This is a genomic window from Ancylobacter sp. G4_0304 (genome assembly GCF_047501495.1).
Lineage (GTDB): Bacteria > Pseudomonadota > Alphaproteobacteria > Rhizobiales > Xanthobacteraceae > Ancylobacter.
The window spans coordinates 155,964-178,890 of record NZ_JAZDRM010000001.1 but is presented as its reverse complement, the minus strand read 5'-3'; the positions used below and the strand labels follow the sequence as shown (position 1 = coordinate 178,890).

Below are 22,927 nucleotides of genomic sequence, written 5' to 3'. Positions count from 1 at the left end.
CCGCAACCGGCCGCCGCCGCCGCTACATGAGAGGACGCCATGCCCAAGAACATCGCCGATCTTATGGTTGAAACCCTTCACCACGCCGGTGTCGAGCGCATTTACGGCGTGGTCGGCGACAGCCTCAACGGGCTGACCGAGGCGATCCGCACGACCGAACAAGTGCGCTGGGTTCATATGCGGCACGAGGAGGCCGCCGCCTTCGCCGCCGCCGGCGAATCCCAGATCACCGGAAAGCTCGCCGTGTGTGCCGGCTCCTGCGGGCCGGGCAATCTCCACCTGATCAACGGCCTGTTCGACGCGCAGCGCTCGCGCACCCCGGTGCTGGCCATCGCCGCGCAGATCCCCTCGGCCGAGATCGGCGGCGGCTATTTCCAGGAAACCCATCCGCAGAACCTGTTCCAGGAATGCAGCGTCTATTGCGAGATGGTCTCCTCGCCCGAGCAGATGCCCTATGTGCTGGAGAACGCCATCCGCGCCGCGGTGGGCAAGCGCGGCGTCGCCGTGGTGGTGATGCCCGGCGATGTCGCGCTGATGCCCGCGCCGGAACGCGCGGTCTCGCCCGCCCTGCTGCCGCCCGCGCCGACCGTGGTGCCGGCGCCCGCCGAGATCGACGCGCTGGCGGCGCTCATCGCGGAGGCGGGGAGCGTCACCCTGTTCTGCGGGCGCGGCTGCGCCGGGGCCCATGCCGAGGTGCTGGCGCTGGCGGAAAAGCTCAAGAGCCCGATCGTCCATGCGCTCGGCGGCAAGGAGCACATCGAATACGACAACCCCTACGATGTCGGGCTCACCGGCTTCATCGGCTTCTCCTCGGGCTACGAGGCGATGCAGTCCTGCGACCTCCTGCTGATGCTCGGCACGGATTTTCCCTACAAGCAGTTCCTGCCCGCCGAGGCGCGCATCGCGCAGGTGGACATCCGCCCGGAAAATCTCGGCCGGCGCTGCAAGCTCGACCTCGGCCTGGTCGGCGACGTGCGCGCCACCCTCGCCGCGCTGCTGCCGAAGCTGGAGGGCAAGGAGGGGACGGCGCATCTCGACGCCGCGCTCGCCAATTACGCCAAGGCGCGCAAGGGGCTCGACGACCTCGCGGTCGGCACCGCCGGGCGGCCGCCGATCCACCCGCAATATCTGGCGCGCCTTGTCAGCGAGGCGGCCAGCGAGGACGCGGCCTTCACCTTCGACGTCGGCACGCCCACCATCTGGGCGGCGCGCTATCTGAAGATGAACGGCAAGCGGCGCCTTGTCGGCTCGCTGGTCCACGGCTCCATGGCCAATGCCATGCCGCAGGCAATCGGCATCCAGGCCGCGCAGCCGGGGCGGCAGGTGGTCTCGCTCTCCGGTGATGGCGGCTTCGCCATGCTGATGGGCGACCTGATCACGCTCACCCAGGAAAAGCTCCCGGTGAAGGTGGTGATCTTCAACAATGGCACGCTCGGCTTCGTGGCGCTGGAGATGAAGGCGTCGGGCTTCGTCGAGCTCGGCACACGGCTCGACAATCCCGATTTCGCCGCCATGGCCCGTGCCATGGGCATCCATGGCGTGCGGGTGGAGGACCCCGGCGACCTGCCGGGCGCGGTGGCGGACATTCTCGCCCATGACGGGCCGGCGGTGCTGGACGTGGTGACCGCCACGCAGGAACTCTCGATGCCGCCGACCATCGGCTTCGAACAGGCCAAGGGCTTCGGCCTGTGGGTGCTGCGCGCGGTGATGAGCGGGCGCGGCAGCGAGGTGCTGGACCTGGCGAAGACCAACATCCTGCCGCGCTGAACGGGTCGCCCTTGGGGAGTGTGGGCTCCCCTACGTAAAGGGGTGGCGGTGGATTGTTCAAAATTGCTACGATATCGACTATATCGGCCGGCGACGCGGATCGCCGGCCGATGGAATCCGTTAGACGATCCAGCCGAGCTTCGTCATGGCCGACGCAGACATCCTTTACACCGCCGTGCTGGAGCACATGCAGGGCGGTGTGCTCGCCATCGGCATGGATGGCCGGGTGCAGGCGTTCAATCCCGCCGCCGAGCGGCTTCTGGGCTGCTCGCCCGAGCGGCTGCGGGGCGAATTGTTCGCCTCGCTGTTCTTCGACAACCCGGCCAATGACGGTTTCACACAGACCGTGCTGAACGCGATCTACGACGCCGAGGACCGGCACAACCAGGATGTGGAATATCATCGCCCCGACGGGCCGATCTGGCTCAACGTGACCACCTCGGTGCTGTGGACGCCCGAGCTTCCGGGCGCTGAGGCCACGAAAGCCGGCGTGGTGGTGCTGTTCGTCGACATCACCGAGCGCAAGGCCGCCGAGGCGGCGCTGCGCCGGGTCAATGATGAGCTGGAGCGCCGGGTCGACGAGCGCACCCGCGACCTCGCCGCCACCAATTACGCGCTCAAGCTGGAGATCGCCGAGCGCGTGCGAGCGCAGGAACGCCTCGCCCATCTCGCCGACCATGACGCGCTGACCGGCCTGCCGAACCGCCGGCTGTTCGAGCAGCGGCTGGGTGAGGCGATCGACGCCGGCGACGGCTTCGCGCTGCTCTATCTCGACCTCGACGGCTTCAAGCCGGTGAACGACACCCATGGCCACGCCACCGGCGACTGGCTGCTGAAAAGCGTGTCGCGGCGGCTCGCGGTCTGCGTGCGCGACACCGACACGCTGGCGCGGCTTGGTGGCGACGAGTTCGCGGTGCTGCTGCGCTCCAGCCTCGCCGAGGACGGGGTGCTCACCGTGGTGCAGCGGATCATCGAGCACATTTCCGAGCCCTATCACGCCGAGCCCGACATCGTGCTGCGCATCGGCGTCAGCGTCGGCTTCGCGCTGCAGCCGCAGGCGGATGGGGCCTTGAGCAAGCGGCGCGCGCGCGCTCTGGGCCTGCGCGAACTGGTGCAGGCGGCGGACGCCGCGATGTACGAGGCCAAGCGCGCGGGACGCGGCACCTGGCGCAAGGCGGCCCGTCCGCACTCCTGACCCGCCATCGCGGCCTCAGGCCGGCGCGAGGCCGGCCCAGATGAACGAGACGCCGCTGCCGATCACCAGCACCTCGACCAGGGCGGTGTGAATCTTCACGTGCATCCTGTCGATCAGCCAGCGCGCGCCATAGGCGCCCGGCACCATGCACAGGCCGATCAGCAGTCCGGCGAGGAACAGGTCGGGGCTCATCAGGTCGAGCCGGCCGAACATGACGGTCTTCACCACATTGACCGACATGCCGATCAGCGCGTCGGTGCCGACCACCGCGCCGCGCACCAGCCCGAGCCCGAGCAGCAGCGGCATCAGCACCACGCCGCCGCCCGGCAGCGCGCCGGAGATGAGGCCGAACAGGCCGGAGACGCCGACCACCGCCCCGGGGGTCGGGGTGACGGCGCGGCGTGCCATGTAGCGGCGCAGCGGGATCGAGGCCAGCAGAAAGCCGCCGATCAGCATGGCGAGCTCGGATTGCGGCAGGTAGCTGTAGAGCAGCGTGCCCGCCACCACGCAGGGCAAGGACGGGATCATGATCCTGAGCACGATCCGGCGGTCGATCTGGTGGCGATAGACCCAGACCCGGGACAGATTGCCGAGCGTCATCGCGATCGCCATGACCGGCACCACGGCCTTCACGCCCACCACCGGCATCAGGAACGGGGTGACGATCAGCCCCGCGCCGAAGCTGCTGATGCCGCCGATGATGGAGCCGGCGAAGGCGATGAAGCCCAGCAGCATGAACTGCGCCGGGCTGACCGCGCCGAAGCTAGACAGCATGTCCATGGGAACCGGTCACCCCTGCCCGAGAAGGCTTTCGACCGCTGCCGCGATGGCGAACAGCCGTTCGTCCTCGAAGCGGCGGCCGACGAGCTGGAGGCCGAGCGGCAGGCCGGCGGGACCGTGCCCGAAGGGCAGCGTCACGCACGGCGTGTATAGCAGGGTCCAGAGCGAGTTGAAGCGCGCGTCGCCGGTCTTGGCGAGGCCGGCCGGCGCCTCGCCGGCGGCGGCCGGGGTGAGGATGAGGTCGATCTCTTCCATGGCGCCCTCGATCCAGACCCGCATCGCCTCGGCGCGGCGCTGGGAGGCGATGTAGTCCTCGACGCGGCAGCGCTCGCCGTCGCGCACGCGGCCCTCGTAGAAGTCGCGGCTGAGCTGGTCGAGGAACAGGCGCTTCTCATGGCCGAAGCTGCGCGCGGCTTCGAAATTGGCGATGCGGCGGTGGTCGTCCTGCCAGCCGGAGAACACCGCCTCCGGCAGCTCAAGCTCCGTGATCCCGGCGCCGGCCTCGGCCAGAAGGCGCGCGGCGGCCTCAATGGCGTCACGGGTGCTGGGCTCGGCCTGCTCCCACTCGGCGGTGCGGCACAGCGCGACGCGCAGTTTGAGACCGCTCGGAGCGACCGGCTCATAGGGGATGCCGACCAGGACGGCGCGCAGCAATTCGACATCGGCGACCGAGCGTCCGCACAGGCCGACCGTGTCCAGCGTGCCGGAATGCGGCTTGACGCCGACCCGGCTGATCTCGCCGAAGCTCGGCTTGTAGCCGACGATGCCGCAGAAGGCGGAGGGGCGGATGATCGAGCCGCTGGTCTGGGTGCCGATGCCGAGCGGCACCTGGCGGTCCGCCACCGCCGCCGCCGAGCCCTGCGAGGAGCCGCCCGGCGTGTGCGCGCGATTATGCGGGTTCATGGTCGGGCCGGGGTGGCGGTTGGCGAACTCGGTGGTCACGGTCTTGCCGAGGATCAGCCCGCCGGCCCTGCGGATCATCGCCGCGCAGGCGGAATCGGCAACGGGCACGTAGTCGGGATAGATCGGCGAATTGAACCGGGTGGGCATGCCGGCGACATTGATGATGTCCTTGAGCCCGACCGGCACGCCGTGGAGCGGGCCCTTGGGCGGCACGGCATCGGCGGCGCGGGCGTCGGCGAGCGCCTGCTCGGGATCGAGATGTGCCCAGGCGCGGACCTCGCCATCGCGCTCGGCGATGCGGGCAAGGCAGCTCTCGACCAGTTCCCGCGAGGAGAGCGCGCCCTTGGCGATGGCGGCGGCGGCTTCAGTGGCACCGAGGTCGCAGGGCTCGCTTGCAAGGGCGACGGTTGCCGTCTGACGGATGTTCATGATCGGCCCCTTCAGTTCGCGGCGAGGATGCGGTCGGCCCAGGCCGACAGGGAGAGGTGACGGTCGTCCTCATGGCGCGGGCCGACGAGGGTGATGCCGACCGGCAGGCCGTTCGGCCCGGTGAAGCGCGGCAGGGTGACCGCGGGCATGTACATGTGCGTCCAGATGTAATTGAAGGTGGCGTTGCCGGTGGAGGCGAGGCCGGGCGGCGCCTCGCCGGCCGCGCTCGGGGTGAGCAGGGCGTCGATGCCGCGCTCCGCCATGGCGGCGTCGATCCAGCGGCGGGCGCGCTGGCCGAGCCGCAGCGCCTCGCGGAAATCGGCAAGGCTTGAGGCATTGCCGACATCGACGCGCTCGCGACGGAAATCGGCGCTGACGAGGTCGGGAAAGCGCGACAGCTCGTCGGCATAATTGCGCACGCTCTCGAAGCCGCAGACGATGCGGTGGGCGCGGTCGAGCCCGTCGAACATTTCCGGCAGCTCGAAGTCGATCACCTGCGCCCCGGCGGACTCGAAGGCGCGGGCGGCGGCCGCGATCGCCGCGCGGGTCTCCGGCAGGGTGATCTCCCAATGCGGGGTGCGGCACAGGCCGATGCGCGGACGCGATACCGCGTCGGGCGCCGGCGGCACATAGGGAAGCTGGCCGGCGGCCGCCTTGAACAGGGCGAGGTCGTCGACGGAGCGGGCCATGAGGCCGACCGTGTCGAACTGCTCGGTATTGGTGCGCACGCCGGCATTGTGGAACAGCTGGAAGCTCGGCTTGTAGCCATAGGCGCCGCAATAGGCGGCGGGGCGGAGCACCGAGCCGCCGGTCTGGGTGCCGATGGCGAGCGGCACATGGAAATCGGCCACCGCCGCCGCCGAGCCGGAGGAGGAGCCGCCCGGCGTGTGCGCGCCATTATGCGGGTTGCGGGTCTTGCCGGCGTGGCGATTGGCGAATTCCGTGGTCACGGTCTTGCCGAGCGCGATGGCGCCCTGCGCGCGCGACAGGGCGACGGTGGAACTGTCCCAAGGCGGGCGGTGGCCGCGATAGATCGGCGAGCCATAGGCCGAGGGCTGGTCGAAGGTGTCGAGAATGTCCTTCACGCCGAAGGGAATGCCGTGCAGCAGACCGGCGGAGGGCCCGGCATCGAGCTGGCGGGCCCGCGCCAGCGCGCCGGCGGCGTCGACATGCTCCCACGCCTCGACCTCGGGCTCGCGCGCCTCGATCCGCTCCAGGCAGGCCGAAACCAGCCGCTCGGCGGTGAGCGCGCCGTCGTCGATGCGCCGGCGCGCCTCCAGCGCGGTGAGGCGCGCGATGTCGTCCCGCAGATGAACGTTCATGTCGGTTTTCCTTGAGAGGCCGCCGGTCAGCCGGGCCGGCTGGCGGAGAGTGAGCCCGCGTGGAGGCAGGCGACGTCGTGACCGGGCGCCATGTCGCGGCGCGCGGGCTCGGTGCGCAGGCAGTCGTCGGCGCGATAGGCGCAGCGCGGGGCGAAGCTGCAGCCGGGCGGCAGCTTGCTGACATCGGGCGGCGAGCCTGTAAGTTCGCCCAGCCGCCGGTCGCGGTAGCTGCCCTGCACCACGCAATGGGTCAGCGCGCGGGTATAGGGATGGGCGGGGTTCAGCAGCACCTGCGCCGCATCGCCATGCTCGACGATGCGGCCGGCATACATCACCGCCACCTCGTCGGCGATCTCGGCGGCGACGCCGAGGTCGTGGGTGACGAACACCATGGCGGTGCCGCGCTCCTTCTGGATCTCGCGCAGCAGCAGCAGCACCTGGATCTGCACCGTGGCGTCGAGCGCGGTGGTGGGCTCGTCCGCGAGCAGAAGCTCGGGATCGCAGCTCATCGCCATCGCGATCATGGCGCGCTGGCGCAGGCCGCCGGACAATTCGTTGGGATAGGCCTGGAGCCGGCGCTCGGCGGAGGGAATCTGCACGAGGTCGAATAATTCGCGCGCCTTCGCCATGGCCTCGCGCCAGGAGACGCCGCGATGCTGCACGATGGTCTCGGCAATCTGGTGCCCGATGCGGAACACCGGATCGAGCGCGGTCATCGGCTCCTGGAAGATGAAGCCGACCCGCCCGCCACGCAGCTTCAGCAGCTCCGGGGCGGAGAGCGTGGTGACGTCCTGCCCGCCGACGCGGACGCGGCCCTCGACCTTCGCGCCTTCCTCGCGCAGCAGGCCGACGATGGAGCGCAGCGTGACGCTCTTGCCGGAGCCGGATTCGCCCAGAAGCACGAGGCAGCGCCCGCGATCGAGCGACAATTCGACCCCGCGCACCACCTGGGTCCAGCCGCCCCGGCCACCATAGGCGACGTTGAGGCCGGAAATATCGAGGATGGGTTCGGACAGGCCCGCGCGCGCCGAAGCCGACAGCGGATCATGAATGTTCATTGCACGCTCCCCGGGACGCTTGCCGGCACGCGCGGCGACAAAGAATGGCCGCTGCCGGGCAGCGCGGCCCAGCAGGCGGCGCGATGGCCCGGCCCGCTCTCGTCCATCTCGGCGAGCGGGGGACGGGCGGCGGCGCAGACGCTCTCGGCGATCGGGCAGCGTGTGCGGAAGCGGCAGCCGCTCGGCGGGTTCACCGGGTCCGGCGGATCGCCGGTGAGCGGGGGGGCACTCACACGCTGGCGCGGATCGGGCGAGGGCTTGGAGGCAAACAGCGCGCGGGTATAGGGATGGCGCGGCGCGGCGAAGATGTCGGCGGCGCTCGCTTCCTCCACGATCTGGCCGAGATACATCACCACCACCCGGTCGGCGATATAGCGCACCACATTGAGGTCGTGGGAGATGAACAGGTAGCTGAGCCCGAGCTGGTCGCGCAGGTCCACCAGCAGGTTCAGCACCTGCGCCTCCACCGACTTGTCGAGCGCGGAGACCGGCTCGTCGAGGATCAGGAGGCGCGGGCGGATCGCCAGCGCGCGGGCGATGTTCACGCGCTGACGCTGGCCGCCGGAGAGCTGGATCGGGTAGCGCTCGGCAAAGCGCGCCGGCGGCAGGCCGACCGCGCCCAGCAGGTCTCTGGCATAGGCGCGGGCCTTTTCCGACGAGACGCCATGGGCGCGCGGGCCGAAGGCGAGCGTCTCGGTCAGCGTCATGCGCGGGTTGAGCGAAGAGGCGCTGTCCTGGAACACCATCTGGATGGCGCGGCGGCGCTCGCCGTCGATGCGCGCGCGCGGCGTCCAGAAGCTCTCGCCGTCGAAGATGATCTCGCCATCATCGGCCGGGGTGATGCCGGCGATCAGCCGGGCCGCCGTCGACTTGCCGCAGCCGGATTCCCCAACGATGCCGACCGTCTCGCCCTTGCCGACCGTGAGCGACAGATCGTCCACGGCGTGAACCACGGTGCGCCCGCCGAACAGGCCGCCGCCGAGGCGGAACTCCTTGCGCAGGCCGGAGGCGATCAGCAGCGGCTGCTGCGGGCCGCCATGGTCCTCGATCCGCGGCAGCGGCGCCTGCATGCGGGAGAAATCGACGGTCATCGACGCACCTCCATGGCGCGGCGCACGCCGTCGGAAACGAGGTTGAAGCACACGGAGCACAGGAAGATCATCGCGCCGGGCAGGGCCGCCACCCACGGGTTCACATAGATCGACTGGCGCAGGGCGGAGAGCATCAGCCCCCAGTCCGGGTTGGGCGGGGCGACGCCGAGGCCGAGGAAGGACAGGCCGGAGGCGGCGATGATCGACACGCTGACCTGGCTGGAGGCGAACACCAGGATCGGGCCGGCGACGTTGCTGAGCACATGCTCGCGCATGATCCGCGCCGTCGAGGCCCCGGACAGCCGGGCCGCGATCACGAATTCATAGGAGCGCACCTGCGTGGTCACGCTCTCCGCCATGCGCGCGATCGGCGGGATGAACACCATCGAGAGCGCGAGCACCGCGTTCATCAGCCCCGGCCCCAGCGCGCCGGCGATGGCGACCGCCAGCAGGATGGAGGGGAAGGCATAGAATACGTCCATGCCGCGCATGATCGCCATGTTGGTGCGCCCGCCGGCATAGCCGGCGAGGATGCCGAGGAAGCCGCCGACGAACAGGCCGACCGCCACCGGCAGCACCGCCATGGCGAGCGAGATGCGCCCGCCATAGATCAGCCGGCTCAAAATATCGCGGCCGAGCTCGTCGCCGCCGAGCCAGCGATCCGGCGTGCCGATCTCGGCAAGGCGGCGCGCCACGCGGGTCTGGAACGGATCGGCGGGCGCGACATAGTTCGCGAACACGGCCGCGAGGATGATCGCCAGCAGGATGCATGCCGCGGTCATCGCCACCGGCTGGCGCATGAAGCGCAGCAGCACGACCCGGCCATAACTGTGATGCTTCACCTCGGGGAGGATCGCGGCCTCGGCATCGGCGGTTTCGCCAAAGGTCCCGTGCATCACGCCCTCCGGATGCGGGGGTCGGTCGCGCTCTGCACGAGGTCGACCACCAGATTGAGGAACACGAAGAACATGGAGAGCACGAGCATCGTGCCCTGCAGCAGCGGCAGGTCGCGCTGGAAGATCGCCGAGGCCAGCAGGAAACCGGTGCCCGGCCAGGCGAACACGGTTTCCACCAGCACCGAACCGCCCAGCATGTTGCCGAGCTGGAGGCCCATGACGGCGAGCGCGGTCGGCAGCGCGTTGCGGATGACGTGCCACAGCACGCTCTGGCGCGGCAGGCCCTTGGCCCGCAGCGTTGTGATGAAGTCCTGATCCAGCACGTCGACCACGCTGGCGCGCAGGGTGCGGGCGATCACCGCCATGGGAATGGCGGCGGTGGCGATGGTGGGCAGGATGAGGTGGCTGATATGCGCCCAGTCCGGCCGCCAGCCGCCGGAGCGGTCGGGCCCGATGCCGAGCGGGGGCAGCCAGTTGAGATCGACCGCGAACACGATGACCAGCATGATCGCCAGCCAGTAATGCGGCACGCTCACGCCGGAGATGGTGATGAGGTTGACGATGTGGTCGACCGGGCGGTCGCGCCACAGCCCGGCGACGATGCCGAGCAGGAAGCCGAGAATGCAGGCGACGAGGCCGGCGCTGACGGCGAGGATGAAGGTGTTGCCGACGGCACTCATCACTTCGGTGGCGACCGGGCGCCCGCTGCCGATGGAGGTGCCGAGATTGCCGACCGCCGCATTGCCCAGCCAGATAGCGTACTGGACCAAGAAGGGCCGGTCGAGACCGAACTCGCGTCGGGCCTCGTCGACCATTTCCTGCGTGGCCTCGTTCGGCAGCAGCGCGCTGATCGGATCCCCTGGTGCGATGTGCACCAGGGAGAACACGATGAAGGTCACGCCGATCCCGATCGGAACCGCATAGAGAATGCGGCGGACGACATAGAGGAACATCAGTCTTTACTCTCGGGCTCAGGGCTCGATGGAGACGGGCGAGAAGTCGACGAACCAGCTCTGAGCATGGACGTGGCCCTTGATCTTCGGCGACAGGGCGCGCGAGCCGACGTCATGGACGATCCAGACCAGATCGGCGCGATCGACCAGTCGCTGGTGGATCCGGGCGACCAGTTCGTCCTGCTTCTTGGGATCGAATTCGTTGCGGATTTCCAGAGCGAGGCGCTCGATCTCCTCGTCGCGGATGCTGCCCCAGTTGGAGCCCTTCGGCGCGATTTCCTCGGGCGTCACGTAGCGCAGCACGGCGACATAGGGGTCGTTGGTGCTGTAGCTGTTGTTGAGGATGGTGATGCCCTTGTTCTCGTCCGCCTGGGCGCCGACGCGGCGGCGGCCGCGCAGGGCTTCCCACTCGAAGACTTCCAGCTCCATCTCGATGCCGACTTCGCGCAGGTTCTCCTGGATGAACTCGTTCATCAGCAGCGGGTACATCTGGCCCGAACCCGAGGTCGAGATCGCGGCCTTCACCTTGAGTGGCTTATCGGGACCATAGCCGGCTTCTTTCAGCAGCTTGCGCGCCTCATCCGGGTCGTACTTGACGTCGAATGTCGGCTTGCCGAACCACGGGCTCTGCGGGGAGACCATGCCCTTGGCGGGGACGGCGAGGCCGTTCAGTACCTTGACGAGACCGTCGCGGTCGATGGCGAGGTTGACGGCCTTGCGCACGCGGATGTCGGTGAAGGGGGAGCCGTCGAGTTCGCTGAGCGTGTAGGGCCAGACATGGGGAATGGCGTTGGTCGAGATCTTCATCCCGGCCGAGGTGAGCTTTTCCACCGTGTCCGGCGAGGGGCTTTCCGCCCAGTCGACGCGGCCCGAGAGAAGGGCGGCGGTGCGCGCCGAGACTTCCGGGATCGGCAGCAGCACCAGCCGGTCGAGCTTGGGCACCCGGTCCTTGTCCCAGTACTCCTTGTTCGGCAGCAGTTCGAGGCGCTGGCGCGGCACCAGTTCCTCGACCTTCCACGGGCCGGTGCCCGAGGGCGTGGCGCGGAACTTGTCCCAGTCGTTGCCGAGCTTGGCATACTGGGCGGGCGAGGCGATCAGGAAGCGCGGGAGCTGGTAGGGGAACAGCGAGTCCGGCGCCTTGGTGGTCATCTCCACCGTGTAGTCGTCGATCTTCTTCCAGCTTTTCAGCGACCCCAGATAGATCTTGAGCTGACGCTCGAACGAGGCGTCATAGGCCGGGTATTGCTTGTTGAACGCCCGCTCCAGATTGAAGATCACCGCGTCGGCGTTGAAGTCGGAGCCGTCGTGAAACTTCACGCCCTGGCGCAGCTTGATGACCCATTTGGTGGTGTCGTTCGGATCGACCTGCCATTCGGTGGCGAGCGCGGGGCGCAGGTCCGCCGAGGTGTCGGCGCGCGACAGATCGTAGGAAATCAGCGGGTCGTAGATGGTGTAGCCCGCGAACCGGACGCCCTCCGTGCCCTGGTCCGGGGCGCCGTCGATGAGCGGGATATCCGCGAGCGTCATGGCGACGCGAAGCGTGCCCTGTGCGAGCGCCGGACCTGCCGCGAAGGCGGCAACCATCAGCCCGGCCATCAATTTGGAACAGATACGAAGGTTCATCAGCCACTCCTGACCGCAAGTTCTATAGTGTTTAAAATCTAGTGATTACGGAGCGGCGTCAATCTGACCGGCGCCTGAATGCCAAGCAAACGGCGCGTAAACTTTGAGCATTCGGAGCGTGTCAGGGCAGGCGGCGGCGGTGTTTCGCGTGGCGGTGCTGCACGGCCGGAGCGTCAGGTATCGATATGCCGCCTTCCATCGCGGGAGGGAGCGGGACGTGAGCGAAAAGACCGGCGCCGCGCGGGGGTGAGAGCGGGCGCCGGCCGGCTCACAGCCTGCGGTCCCAGAAGCGGAACAGCGGGGCGGTGAGCGTCGCCACCAGCACGATGCGCATGAAGTGCCAGGCCGCGACGATGGGCGGGGCGAGGCCGAGCGCTTCCGCCGTCAGCGACATTTCCGCGACGCCGCCGGGGGACGCGGCGAGCACGGCGGTGGGGAAGTCGACATAGGCCGACACCGCCCAGGCGATGGCGACATTGGCGAGGATCAGCAGCACCGTCGCGATCACGGTCGCCGGCACGAAGCGCGAGCCGAAGCGGCGCAGCGTGAGCCAGTGGAACCGCGCGCCGAGCGAAACGCCGATCGCGATCTGCGCGATGGCGCGGGCATAGGGCGGGGCGGCGATCGGCTCCTCCATCATCAGGCCGAAGCCGATGCCGGCGACGAGCCCGCCGAGCAGGAAGGCGTTGAAGAGGCGCAGCCGGTTCAGGATCTGCGCGCACAAGGCCGCCGCCACCACGCCGACCGCCAGCATCAGCGTCGACATTTCCGGCGGGTGGCTGATGGGCGCGGTCGCGGCGTGATGCATGTAGAGCGTCAGCCCGGCCGGGACGGTGAGCACGATCACCACCACGCGCAGGCTCTGCGCCACCGAGACCACGGTGATGTTGGCGTTGAACTGGTGGGCGAGCCCCGCCATTTCCGCGAGCCCGCCGGGCATCACCGCGAAGAAGGCGCTGCGCCGGTCGCAGCCGCCGAATTTGGCGAGCGGCAGCGACAGCGCCACCGAGACCAGGATCGAGGCGACGCCGGCCAGCGTGATGATGAGGCCAAGGTCCAGCACCTGCCGGCCGACCTCCGGCGTGAAGAACACCCCGACCGCGAAGCCCGCCACCGACTGCCCATATTGCCGCACGAAGGCGGGAACCGGCAGCGAGAAGCCGGTCATGCTCATCAGCGCGGCGCAGAACAGCGCGGCCAGCAGCCAGGGCAGCGGCGTGTGGGCGAGGTGGAACAGCGCGCCGGCGAGCGTCGCCAGCGCGGCGCCGCCGATCACGCGTGCCCAGCCCGGCATCCGGTTGAAATGGCGCTGGAGCAGGGCGCCGGCCAGCGGCTCGGGCAGCGCCGCCTCGACCTCGCGCTCGATCTCTTCCTCGATGGCTTCCTCGTCGCCCGCCCCGGTGAGGGGCGAACGGTCGCCGTCGGTGCGGTCCGTCATGCCGGCACCTCGCCGCAGATCCAGCGCGCCAGCGCACACAGCCGCGCATCCATCTGCGCGGTGCCGGCGAGCTGGAGGCCCCAGGGCATGCCGTCGGCCACCATCAGCGGCAGGCTGAAGGCCGGGAAGCCGAGCCACGACCAATAGGCGAGATAGGTGCGGCTGCCGGTGAATTCGTGCCCCTGCGGGGCCGGGCCGGAGGCGGCCGGCAGCACATAGGCGTCGGCGTCGAGCGCGGTGAGCGCGCGGGTGGTGAGGCGGCGGGCGATGTCCTGCTTCAGCCGCAGCTCCTCATAGTCCAGCGCGGTCATCTCGCGTCCGCGCGCGATCAGGGCGTGGATGCGCGGGCCGATGGCCTCGCCGTATTGTTCGATATAGTCGCGATAGGGGAAGCGCATGTCGTAGGTCACCATGTCGAGCGAGCCGTCGACATGGGCATCGAGCCAGGATTCCAGCGCGCGCACGTCCTCGCTGTCCTCGCGGTCGACGATCTCCACGCCGCGCGCGGCGAGGGCGCGGCATTGCGCCTCAAAAATCTCGCGATGCGCGCCGGCTACTTCGTCCCAGCCCTTGAGGGTGAGCCGGATCAGCCGCCGGGGTTTGGCCGCCGCTGGCGCGCCCTCCGCCGCCCCGGCGAGGCGCGGATGGCCGGGGCTGCCGATCGCCGCGATCGCGGAGGCCGCCGCCCACAGCTCGTCGAGCGAATTGGCCATGAGGCCGAGATGGTCGTGGGTGACGGAGAGCGGGTGCACGCCGCCGGTCGGTAGCGCGCCGAGCGTGCCCTTATAGCCGAAGCAGCCATTATAGGAGGCCGGGCGCAGTACCGAGCCCTGGGTCTGGGTGCCGAGCGCCAGCGGCAGCAGGCCGGCGCCAACCACCGCGCCCGAGCCGCTCGACGAGCCGCCGGGCGTGCGCGCGGCATCGTGGGCATTGACGGTCGGGCCGGGGCCGCCAATGGCGAATTCGGTGGTGACGGTCTTGCCGAACGGGATCGCCCCAGCCTCGCGCAGTGCGGTGACGCAGGCGGCGTCGCGACCGCTCATGCGTCCGGCAAAGGCGGCGTTGCCGCAGCCGGTCGGCATGTCGCGGGTCTCGATGATGTCCTTGATGCCGACCGGACAGCCGTCCAGCACACTGAGCGGGCGGCCGGCGCGGTAGCGCTCGGTCGACGCGTCGGCGGCGCGCCGGCAGGCCTCGACATCGAGGAAGGCGAAGGCCTGCAGCGACGGCTCCCGCGCCAGCACCCGCTCGATGGTCGCCTCCATGTCCTGGCGCGGCGTACGTGCGCCCGACAGATAGGCGCGGCGCAGCGTCGCGAAGGGCGTGAGCGGCGGGGCGGGCGGCGGGGCGTACATGGGCGGCATCTCCGGGGCAAAAGAGGGCCGGCTGCGCCGAAGGCCGGCACAGTCGGGCAGGATCGCGATGTCTGGCCGCGCGGGGCCGGGAGTTCAGTCGGATTCGGACACGTAATGGGCGTCGTTGCAGGCGCGCATCAGGCGCCGTTCCACGGCGGTTCCCTTGAGGTCGAAGCCAATGCGCTCGATCTGGAGCATGGGATCGCCGAGCGCCACGCCGAGCAGCTCGACATCGCCGGCCTCGGCCTTCACGGCGGTGACCTTCTCGCGGACCTTGGCGATGATGATGTGGTACTGGCGTTCGAGCAGCTGGTAGAGCACGTCCGGCCGCGTCGCGTCGATCAGCACGCCGATGCCCGGCATCACGTCCTCGCGCAGCGCCAGGATTTCGCTCACCAGCGGGCGCTTGCGGAACAGGCGCAGGCGCCGCACGCGGGCGACATGCGCGCCGCGCGAGATGCCCAGCGCGCGGGCTTCCTGCGCCGAGGCGCGGGCCGGGGTCACGTCGATATAGGCGGTTTCCTGGTTGAGGCGTTCGCCTTCGGCGGTGACCAGCCGGTAATAGCGCTGCACTTCCTGGCGATGCGTGTGCATGGCGACCGTGGTGCCGCGCCCGCGCTGGCGCACCAGCAGGCGCTGGTCGGCCAGTTCCTCGATGGCCTTGCGCGCCGTGCCGACGCTCACCCCATATTCCGCCGCCAGCGCGTTCTCGCTCGGCACCAGCTCGCCCGGCCGCCATTCCCCGCTCTGCACCCGCCGGAGCAGGTCTTCCTTCATCCGTAGATAAAGCGGTTTGGCCGCTTCCGCTGCCTCTGCCATGGCCACCATGATCCCGTCGCGTCCTCAGAATTCCTCGTGAGGATAGACGGGCGGGATCGGGTCGACATCATCCATCTGGCTTCCGATGGCCGCTTCGATCTCGTTCAGCGCCTTCATCCACAGGGAGAGGCGCAGAAACACGTTGCGGATCTCGTCCTCGGGAACCGGAACGCCCTGAAGCGCCAGCGCGGCGCGCACATACTCTTCCGAAACGTCATACATGGCCGGGTCCCTGTTCTCACGCCGCCATCGGCGCCAGCGTGGCGTCGAGCTCCGGCAAATGGCGATACCAGCCGGCCGCGCGCTCATAGGCATGGGCGATGTTGAGCAGACCCGCCTCGCCGAAGGGGCGGGTGGCGAATTGCAGGGCCAGCGGCAGGCCCTGCGCGGAAAAGCCCATCGGCACCGAGAGCGCCGGCACATTGGCGAGGCTGAACGGATAGACGCCGATGCGCCGCTCCATCAGCCGCACCACGGCCTCGTCGGACGATTCGACCTTTTCCTGTTCCTGCTCGATCGGCTTGGTGGCGCGGATCATGGTCGGGCTGACCAGGGCGTCGAACTCCTTCATCGCCTCCAGCACCTGCCGGCGCACCACGACGCGGGCGCGCATGGCGCGGTTGTAGACCGTGGCGGGGATCAGCGAGGAGGCGGCGAGGCGGGTGCGGGTGCCGACATCGAAGCGGTCATAGCGCTCGCGCAGATATTTCTTCACGAACCAGGCGGCGACATCGGCATCGGTGCTGAGCAGTTGCAGCGGCACGGCATAGAGCGCCAGCGGCAGCGAGACTTCCTCGATCTGCGCGCCGAGACCGCGCAGCACGTCCAGCGCGGCGGAGAAGGCGACCTTTACCTCCTCGGTGGTGGCGTCGCCCCAGGCGATCTCGCGCACCACGGCGATGCGCCGGCCCTTGATCGATCGCTCAAGCCCGGCGGCATAGGCCTCGGCCGGGCGGTTGCTGCATAGGGGATCGCGCGCATCCGGGCCGGCGATCGCCTCCAGCACCTGCGCGATGTCGCCGACGCTGCGCGCCAGAGGACCGATCGTGTCGGTGGTGTAGGCTTCGATCACCGCGCCGTGGCGGCTGACGCGGCCATAGGTCGGGCGCAGGCCCGCGACCCCGTTCAGCGCCGCCGGGCCGCGCACCGAGCCGCCGGTGTCCTCGCCGAGCGAGAAGGTGCACATGCGCGCGGCCGGCGCGATGCCCGAGCCGGTTGAGGAACTGGAGGCCGAATAGGCCGGGTTCCACGGGTTGCGCGGCTGGCCATAGGGGAAGGTGAGGGTGCCGCCCTTGCCGAATTCATGGAGGTTCTGCTTGCCGAGCAGGATGGCGCCGGCGGCGTCCAGCTTCTCGATCACGGCGGCATTGCCGGGCGCGACCATTTCGTGCGGGTCGAGCACCTTTGTCGCGAGCGTGGTCGGGAAGCCGAGGGCGTGCATCTGGTCCTTCACGCCATAGGGAATGCCGTGGAGCGGGCCGCGATACTGGCCGGCGGCGATTTCGGCTTCCGCCTTGCGCGCGGCGGCGAGGGCGCGCTCGCCGTCGACGGTGATCCAGGCCTTGAGGATGCCGTCCCAGCGCTCGATGCGGGCAAGATAAGCGCTGACCAGATCCACCGGGGAGATGGCGCCGCCGCGGATCAGCGCCGCCTGTTCACTACCGCTCAGAGCCGTCAGTTCATCACTCATGCCCGCCACCACACGCCGCTGCGCCGCTACCTCGTTCGTTAGTTCTATATAGAATGATATCTATAATTCTGTCGAGGCCCGGCCGGCCGCATCCCGCAAAATTCTCGTGCCGGGCCGGGCGGCCAAGGTGCGGCCGAGGGGAGAGGGCGAGAGGCGGGCGGTTCAGGCCTGCGGCGTGCCGAGCAGCTGCCGCACGGTCTGCGCCGCCCGCTCGCGCCAGGGCGCGGAACGCAGGCCGAAGGTGTCGGCGAAGGCGTCGCTGGACAGTTCGGAATTGGCCGGGCGGCGCGCGGGGGTCGGGTAGTCCGCCGTCGCGATGGCTGCCACCTCCGGCCGCCGGCCGGTCAGCGGAGCGCCCGCCTCGATAATGGCCTCGGCGAAGCCGTGCCAGTTCGTCACCCCGGTCCCGGCGAAATGATAGGTGCCGGCGACCCCGCGCCCGGCCGCCAGCGCCTCGGCCGCCGCCAGCAGCGCGCGCGCAAGGTCGGGGGTCGCGGTCGGGCAGCCATGCTGGTCGGCGACGACGGTCAGCCGATCGCGCTCGCCGGCAAGCCGCAGCATGGTCTTGAGAAAGTTGTGGCCGTGGATGCCATAGACCCAGGAGGTGCGCAGGATGACATGGCGGTCCAGCGCCGCGCGCAGCCGCGCCTCGCCCTCAGCCTTGGTACGGCCATAGACGCCGAGCGGGGCGATGGGATCGCTCTCGACATAGGCGCCGACCTTGGTGCCGTCGAACACGTAGTCCGTGGAGACATGGACCAGCCCGGCGCCGTGGCGGGCGCAGGCGAGCGCCAGCACTTCCGGCCCGACGGCGTTGATGGCGTGCGCAGCCTCGGGCTCGCTCTCGGCACGGTCGACCGCGGTATAGGCGGCGGCGTTGATCACGATGTCCGGCCGATGCTGGGCCAGCGCGCCGGCGACCGCGGCCGGGTCGGCGATGTCCAGCCCCGCGCGGTCCATCGCAACCAGACCCAGCCCCCGCGCGGCGGCCAGGGCCGCGGTCTCGCGCCCCAACTGCCCGCCGGCGCCGGTCAACAGAAGCTTCATTTGGTCAGCCCGATCCTGTTCCGATCGTAGCGCTGCTGGAGCGGCTGCCACCAGTCCTGGTTATCCAGATACCAGCGCACCGTCGCCTCTATGCCGCTCTCGAAATCATGAGCCGGTACCCAGCCAAGCTCGGACTTCAGCTTGCCGGCATCGATGGCGTAGCGCGCGTCGTGGCCCGGCCGGTCGGTGACGAAGGTGATCAGTTTTTCGCGCGGGCCGATCGCCGCATCCGGCACCAGCTTGTCCATGATCGCGCAGATGGTGCGCACCACGTCGATGTTGCGGCGCTCATTATTGCCGCCGACATTGTAGCTTTCGCCGAGCCGGCCGCGGGTCGCGATCAGCTCCAGCGCCGCCGCGTGGTCGTCGACATAGAGCCAGTCGCGCACGTTCTCGCCCCGGCCGTAGACCGGCAGCGGCTTGCCTTCCAGCGCGTTGAGGATGGTCAGCGGGATCAGCTTTTCGGGGAAATGATACGGCCCGTAATTGTTCGAGCAGTTCGACATCACCACCGGCAGGCCATAGGTGTGGAACCAGGCACGCACCAGATGGTCGGACGCCGCCTTGGAGGCGGAATAGGGCGAGTTGGGCTGGTAGGGCGTGTCCTCGCGGAACAGGCCTTCGGCGCCCAGCGTGCCGTATACTTCGTCGGTCGAGATGTGGTGGAAGCGGAACGCCGCGCGCGCGCCGGCGTCCAGCCCGCGCCAGTAGCGCAGCGTCTCGTCCAGCAGGGTGAAGGTGCCGACCACATTTGTATTGATGAAGTCGGCCGGGCCGTCGATGGAGCGGTCGACATGGGATTCGGCGGCCAGATGCATGACGAGATCGGGCCGGAAGCTCTCCAGCGCCGCGCGGAACGCCGCCCCGTCGCAGATATCGGCCTGCACGAAACGATGGCCGGGCAGGTTGTCGATCTCGGCGAGCGAGGTGAGGCTGCCGGCATAGGTCAGCTTGTCATAGGTGAGCACATCCCGCCCGGAACGCACCAGGCGGCGCACCACCGCCGAGCCGATGAAGCCGGCGCCGCCGGTGACGAGGATGCGTTGCGCGTTCGCGACCATGCCGGACCCTTCTGACCACCGCCTCCCGCTATCACAGCCAAAAGGGCGTCGCCTAGAGCCAATCGGATGTCACCATCCGATCAAGAAGGGTGGCTCCAGCCCCCTGAGTCCGGAGCCTTTCCGGTTCGTATGTTTCCTGCGGACAGGAAGGGCTCTAAAGGCTTGATCCCGGCCATCGATGGTGCATGTTCAAGGTAACCGAAGCGGAGGGCGGTCCATGCGGGAGATTCGTCGCTGGTGATGCGGTGGCGAGGGGCGGGCGTTGAGCGGCGGAATCGGCTTCCGGCCTCGCGATCCGGTGGGTATCGCACGCAGCCGGCCGTCTCCTGCGCATGGTGTTCGAAAATAGAATTTTTATTTTCCTTTGTCGTTTTAGCCTGATTTTGTCTGAAAATAAAAAGTTTCAATTGCGTTGTTTGTATAAGTGGACGATTTCATAGATGAAAAATGTTCTGGTGACGGGCGGGGCGGGTTATATCGGTTCTCATGCCTGCAAGGCGCTGAAGATCGCCGGGTATAATCCTGTCACCTTCGACAATCTTGTGACCGGCTGGGCGGATGCGGTGCGTTTCGGGCCGTTTGAGCAGGGCGATATCTTCGATGCCGCGCGGCTCGACGAGGTGTTCGCGCGCTGGCAGCCGGTGGCGGTGATGCATTTCGCCGCGCTCAGCCAGGTCGGCGAGGCGATGCAGGAGCCGGGACGCTACTGGCGCAGCAACCTCGTGGCCTCGCTCACCCTGATCGAGGCGGCGGTGCGGGCGGGGTGCCTGAACTTCGTGTTCTCCTCCACCTGCGCGGTCTATGGCGATCAGGACGGGGTGGTGATCGACGAAAACACCGTGCAGTCCCCGATCAATGCCTATGGCGCCTCCAAGCGCGCCATCGAGGATGTGCTGCGCAATTTCGGCCACACCTATGGCCTGCGCTCGATCATCTTCCGCTATTTCAATGTCGCCGGCGCCGATCCGACCGGCGAGCTCAGCGAGCGCCATGTCCCGGAGACCCATCTGATCCCGATCCTGCTCGAAGTCGCCAAGGGCAAGCGCGACCATGTGAAGATCTTCGGCAGCGACTACGCGACGCCGGACGGCACCTGCATCCGCGACTATATCCACGTCGCCGATCTGGTCGACGCGCATCTGCTCGGCCTGCAATGGCTGGAGGCCGGGCGCGGCAGCAACGTGTTCTGCCTCGGTAGCGGCCATGGCTACTCGGTGCGGCAGGTGGTGGAGGAGGCCCGCAGTATTGTCGGGCACCCGATCCCCGTCATCATGGCGGACCGCCGGGCCGGCGACGCGGCCAGCCTGGTCTGTGGCAGCCAGCACGCCCTGCAGCAACTGGGCTGGGCGCCGCAGCGCTCGCTATTGCCGATCATGATCGAGGATGCGTGGCGGTCCATGGGGTAGCTCTGCTGGAGGCGGCCGTCATGCCAGCGACGCGGAACTGCGGCACACCGGCCCGGTCTCGCGTGGCGCAGCGCCGTCCGCGGCCATTTTCAACCTGGGCGGCAACGGGTATGGTCACCGCCGTTTGAATTCTTGCTTTGCCAGATCGTCCTGCCGATTTTCTCGTCTATTTTAAGATTGCTATCGGAGTTCCGCCTGATCATGCGCGTTCTTATTACCGGAACCATGGGTTTTATCGGGTTCCACCTGGCGAACCGGCTGCTCGCGGATGGCCATTTCGTCACCGGCTATGACGCCATGACGGATTATTACGACCCGCAGCTCAAGCAGGCGCGGCTCGACATTCTTCGCCGCCGCAACGGCTTCACGCCGGTCATCGCGCGGCTGGAGGACATGGCGACGCTGGAGCGCACCGCCGAGGAGGCGCAGCCGGACGTCATCGTCCACCTCGCGGCGCAGGCGGGGGTACGCTACTCGATCGAGCATCCGCGCACCTATGTCGATTCCAACCTGGTCGGCTCGTTCAACGTGCTGGAAGTGGCGCGGCAGCTGAAGCCCAAGCACCTGCTCTGCGCCTCCACCAGCTCGATCTATGGCGGAAACGAGGTGATGCCTTTCCGCGAGATCGACAAGGCGGACCTGCCGATCACGCTCTACGCCGCCACCAAGAAGGCGATGGAGGCGATGGCGCATTCCTATGCGCATCTGTGGAACATCCCCACCACCTGCTTCCGCTTCTTCACGGTCTATGGCCCGTGGGGGCGCCCCGACATGGCGCTGTTCAAATTCGTCGACGCGATCTGCAAGGACCGGCCGATCGAGATTTACGGCATGGGCGAGATGAAGCGCGACTTCACCTATATTGACGACCTGATCGAGGCGATCGTCCGCCTGATCGGCCTGCCGCCGGAGCCGGGCAAGCCGGTGGCGGGGGGGATCGACACGCTGTCGGGCGTCGCGCCCTGGCGCACGGTGAACATCGCCGGCGGCACGCCGATCGGGCTGCTGGAGTTCGTCGAGGCGATCGAGAGGGCGCTGGGCCGCCCGGCGGAGAAGATCCTGCTGCCGATGCAGATGGGCGACGTGCGCGAGACCTTCGCCGACCACCATCTCCTGGAGGCGCTGACCGGCTACCGGCCGTCGACCACGGTCGAGGTCGGGGTCAAGGCGTTCGTCGACTGGTACCGCGGGCATTACGGGATATGAGGGTGGTGCGGCGAGCTCGGCGGGGCGCTCGTTGCCGGGCAGGTCGGACTTGCTATGATGGCGCGTACCTTGCTTATCACTGCTGCCAGTGTGTCGGTACAGCACGCCGGTCCTGCTGACGTGCCTGTGCCCGTCGAAGGATGAAGGGTTGCGTATGAGTTGTTTCGGAATTGGAAGGTATTTTGCCGGTTCCGGGGTGAAGGGCCTAAAGTCCCGCTAATAACGACCGTTGGCCTGCTTTATCGATGATACGCCTTCGTTTTCTGTCTCTATTTTGCAACGTGATTGTTGTTTCGGGAATGACTGGATCTTTTTAATCGATCTTTGTCGTGAAATGATTTGAGTACGGGCCCAGAGGGCGGAGCGGCATGCGCTTGTGGAATGCTTTTGCTAAATTCTGGTTGAGAGGCGCTGCGTCGAAGCTGAGCGTGTATCGAGGCCTCATTCGTTATTTCCACGCCCGCGGGTGGAGCCGTACCGCGAAGTTCTTTTCTCAACGACTGGAATGCGCGCTCGGAATCTTCCTGCCGCCCAATGCCGTGATTCCCGCTTCCGTGGAATTCCGTCATCCGACCAGCGTCGTGATCGGGGAGGGCGTCGTGATGGGTGAGCGGGTCATCGTCTATCAGCATGTGACCCTGGGCGGCGTTCGCCTGGGCGACGCCGAAGCGATGCGCTATCCCAGTATCGGCGACGATACCGTCATCTTCGCGGGCGCCGTGCTGCTGGGGCAGATAAAGATCGGTAAGAATTGCACGATCGGCGCAAATGCCGTTGTCTTGCAGGATGTACCTGACAACGCGACCGCTGTGGGAATTCCCGCGCGTATTATTTTGAAATCCAACCCATTGCAGATCTCAGCGACTGCCGATCAAGAGGCGGATTAAC

Annotated in this window: 20 protein-coding genes; 5 read left to right on the top strand and 15 right to left on the bottom strand. The window is 68.2% G+C overall.

The genetic code is table 11. The features are described 5' to 3' along the window. Nucleotides 1-39: 39 nt before the first annotated feature. Together poxB and VRZ77_RS00845 are read left to right on the top strand one after the other, a co-directional pair. The gene (gene poxB / locus VRZ77_RS00850; RefSeq protein WP_414590814.1) at nucleotides 40-1,767 is read left to right on the top strand and encodes a ubiquinone-dependent pyruvate dehydrogenase; all 1,728 of its coding nucleotides are present in this window, start codon (nucleotides 40-42) and stop codon (nucleotides 1,765-1,767) included. Between the two features lie 145 nt (nucleotides 1,768-1,912). Further along, a complete protein-coding gene (locus VRZ77_RS00845) occupies nucleotides 1,913-2,962 on the top strand; it encodes a diguanylate cyclase domain-containing protein (protein WP_414590813.1) in 1,050 nt (349 codons plus the stop codon). A 15-nt stretch (nucleotides 2,963-2,977) separates the two neighbouring features. Here the strand turns inward: VRZ77_RS00845 and VRZ77_RS00840 are convergent, their stop codons facing one another. From VRZ77_RS00840 to rfbB, 15 genes are all read right to left on the bottom strand, one after another. Then, nucleotides 2,978-3,742, bottom strand: a complete 765-nt coding sequence (locus VRZ77_RS00840) for a sulfite exporter TauE/SafE family protein (protein WP_414590812.1) — start codon at nucleotides 3,740-3,742, stop codon at nucleotides 2,978-2,980. 9 nt (nucleotides 3,743-3,751) lie between these two features. Beyond that, complete coding sequence (locus tag VRZ77_RS00835) at nucleotides 3,752-5,074, bottom strand: amidase (RefSeq protein ID WP_414590811.1); 1,323 nt, start codon at nucleotides 5,072-5,074, stop codon at nucleotides 3,752-3,754. A gap of 11 nt (nucleotides 5,075-5,085) precedes the next feature. Next, a complete protein-coding gene (locus tag VRZ77_RS00830; RefSeq protein WP_414590810.1) occupies nucleotides 5,086-6,396 on the bottom strand; it encodes an amidase in 1,311 nt (436 codons plus the stop codon). A 26-nt stretch (nucleotides 6,397-6,422) separates the two neighbouring features. Then, the gene (locus VRZ77_RS00825) at nucleotides 6,423-7,454 is read right to left on the bottom strand and encodes an ABC transporter ATP-binding protein (protein ID WP_414590809.1); all 1,032 of its coding nucleotides are present in this window, start codon (nucleotides 7,452-7,454) and stop codon (nucleotides 6,423-6,425) included. Next, nucleotides 7,451-8,545, bottom strand: coding sequence for an ABC transporter ATP-binding protein (locus VRZ77_RS00820; protein ID WP_414590808.1), 1,095 nt, complete (start codon nucleotides 8,543-8,545; stop codon nucleotides 7,451-7,453). The genes VRZ77_RS00825 and VRZ77_RS00820 overlap by 4 nt, the downstream gene beginning before the upstream one ends. Further along, nucleotides 8,542-9,441: an ABC transporter permease gene (locus VRZ77_RS00815; protein ID WP_414590807.1), complete on the bottom strand. Its 900-nt coding sequence runs from the start codon at nucleotides 9,439-9,441 to the stop codon at nucleotides 8,542-8,544. The genes VRZ77_RS00820 and VRZ77_RS00815 overlap by 4 nt, the downstream gene beginning before the upstream one ends. After that, nucleotides 9,441-10,394 (bottom strand): ABC transporter permease, encoded by a 954-nt coding sequence (locus VRZ77_RS00810; protein ID WP_414590806.1) that lies wholly within the window; start codon nucleotides 10,392-10,394, stop codon nucleotides 9,441-9,443. The genes VRZ77_RS00815 and VRZ77_RS00810 overlap by 1 nt, the downstream gene beginning before the upstream one ends. 18 nt (nucleotides 10,395-10,412) lie before the next feature. Next, nucleotides 10,413-12,017 carry an ABC transporter substrate-binding protein gene (locus VRZ77_RS00805; protein ID WP_414590805.1) on the bottom strand — a complete coding sequence of 535 codons (1,605 nt, stop codon included), beginning with the start codon at nucleotides 12,015-12,017 and terminating at the stop codon, nucleotides 10,413-10,415. 268 nt (nucleotides 12,018-12,285) lie between these two features. Continuing rightward, entirely contained in the window at nucleotides 12,286-13,455 is a 1,170-nt protein-coding gene (locus VRZ77_RS00800; protein ID WP_414590804.1) for an AbrB family transcriptional regulator, read from the bottom strand. After that, nucleotides 13,452-14,810, bottom strand: coding sequence for an amidase (locus VRZ77_RS00795; RefSeq protein ID WP_414590803.1), 1,359 nt, complete (start codon nucleotides 14,808-14,810; stop codon nucleotides 13,452-13,454). Before VRZ77_RS00795 ends, VRZ77_RS00800 begins: the two co-directional genes overlap by 4 nt. A 93-nt stretch (nucleotides 14,811-14,903) precedes the next feature. Then, nucleotides 14,904-15,629: a GntR family transcriptional regulator gene (locus VRZ77_RS00790; protein ID WP_414590802.1), complete on the bottom strand. Its 726-nt coding sequence runs from the start codon at nucleotides 15,627-15,629 to the stop codon at nucleotides 14,904-14,906. A gap of 24 nt (nucleotides 15,630-15,653) precedes the next feature. Next, nucleotides 15,654-15,851, bottom strand: a complete 198-nt coding sequence (locus tag VRZ77_RS00785) for a hypothetical protein (RefSeq protein WP_414590801.1) — start codon at nucleotides 15,849-15,851, stop codon at nucleotides 15,654-15,656. 16 nt (nucleotides 15,852-15,867) lie between these two features. Then, on the bottom strand, nucleotides 15,868-17,319 hold the full coding sequence (locus VRZ77_RS00780) for an amidase (RefSeq protein ID WP_414590800.1): 1,452 nt from the start codon (nucleotides 17,317-17,319) through the stop codon (nucleotides 15,868-15,870). Nucleotides 17,320-17,481: 162 nt separating this feature from the next. Next, on the bottom strand, nucleotides 17,482-18,366 hold the full coding sequence (rfbD, locus tag VRZ77_RS00775; RefSeq protein ID WP_414590799.1) for a dTDP-4-dehydrorhamnose reductase: 885 nt from the start codon (nucleotides 18,364-18,366) through the stop codon (nucleotides 17,482-17,484). Continuing rightward, entirely contained in the window at nucleotides 18,363-19,427 is a 1,065-nt protein-coding gene (gene rfbB, locus VRZ77_RS00770; RefSeq protein ID WP_414590798.1) for a dTDP-glucose 4,6-dehydratase, read from the bottom strand. Before rfbB ends, rfbD begins: the two co-directional genes overlap by 4 nt. Nucleotides 19,428-19,867: 440 nt before the next feature. Here rfbB and galE point away from each other — a divergent pair, with 440 nt between their 5' ends. The 3 genes from galE to VRZ77_RS00755 all read left to right on the top strand — a co-directional run bounded on the left by galE (nucleotide 19,868) and on the right by VRZ77_RS00755 (nucleotide 22,926). Next, the gene (gene galE / locus VRZ77_RS00765) at nucleotides 19,868-20,833 is read left to right on the top strand and encodes a UDP-glucose 4-epimerase GalE (RefSeq protein WP_414590797.1); all 966 of its coding nucleotides are present in this window, start codon (nucleotides 19,868-19,870) and stop codon (nucleotides 20,831-20,833) included. Between the two features lie 201 nt (nucleotides 20,834-21,034). Next, nucleotides 21,035-22,039, top strand: coding sequence for an NAD-dependent epimerase/dehydratase family protein (locus VRZ77_RS00760; protein ID WP_414590796.1), 1,005 nt, complete (start codon nucleotides 21,035-21,037; stop codon nucleotides 22,037-22,039). 368 nt (nucleotides 22,040-22,407) lie between these two features. Continuing rightward, nucleotides 22,408-22,926 carry a serine O-acetyltransferase gene (locus VRZ77_RS00755; RefSeq protein WP_414590795.1) on the top strand — a complete coding sequence of 173 codons (519 nt, stop codon included), beginning with the start codon at nucleotides 22,408-22,410 and terminating at the stop codon, nucleotides 22,924-22,926. Nucleotide 22,927: the final 1 nt, after the last annotated feature.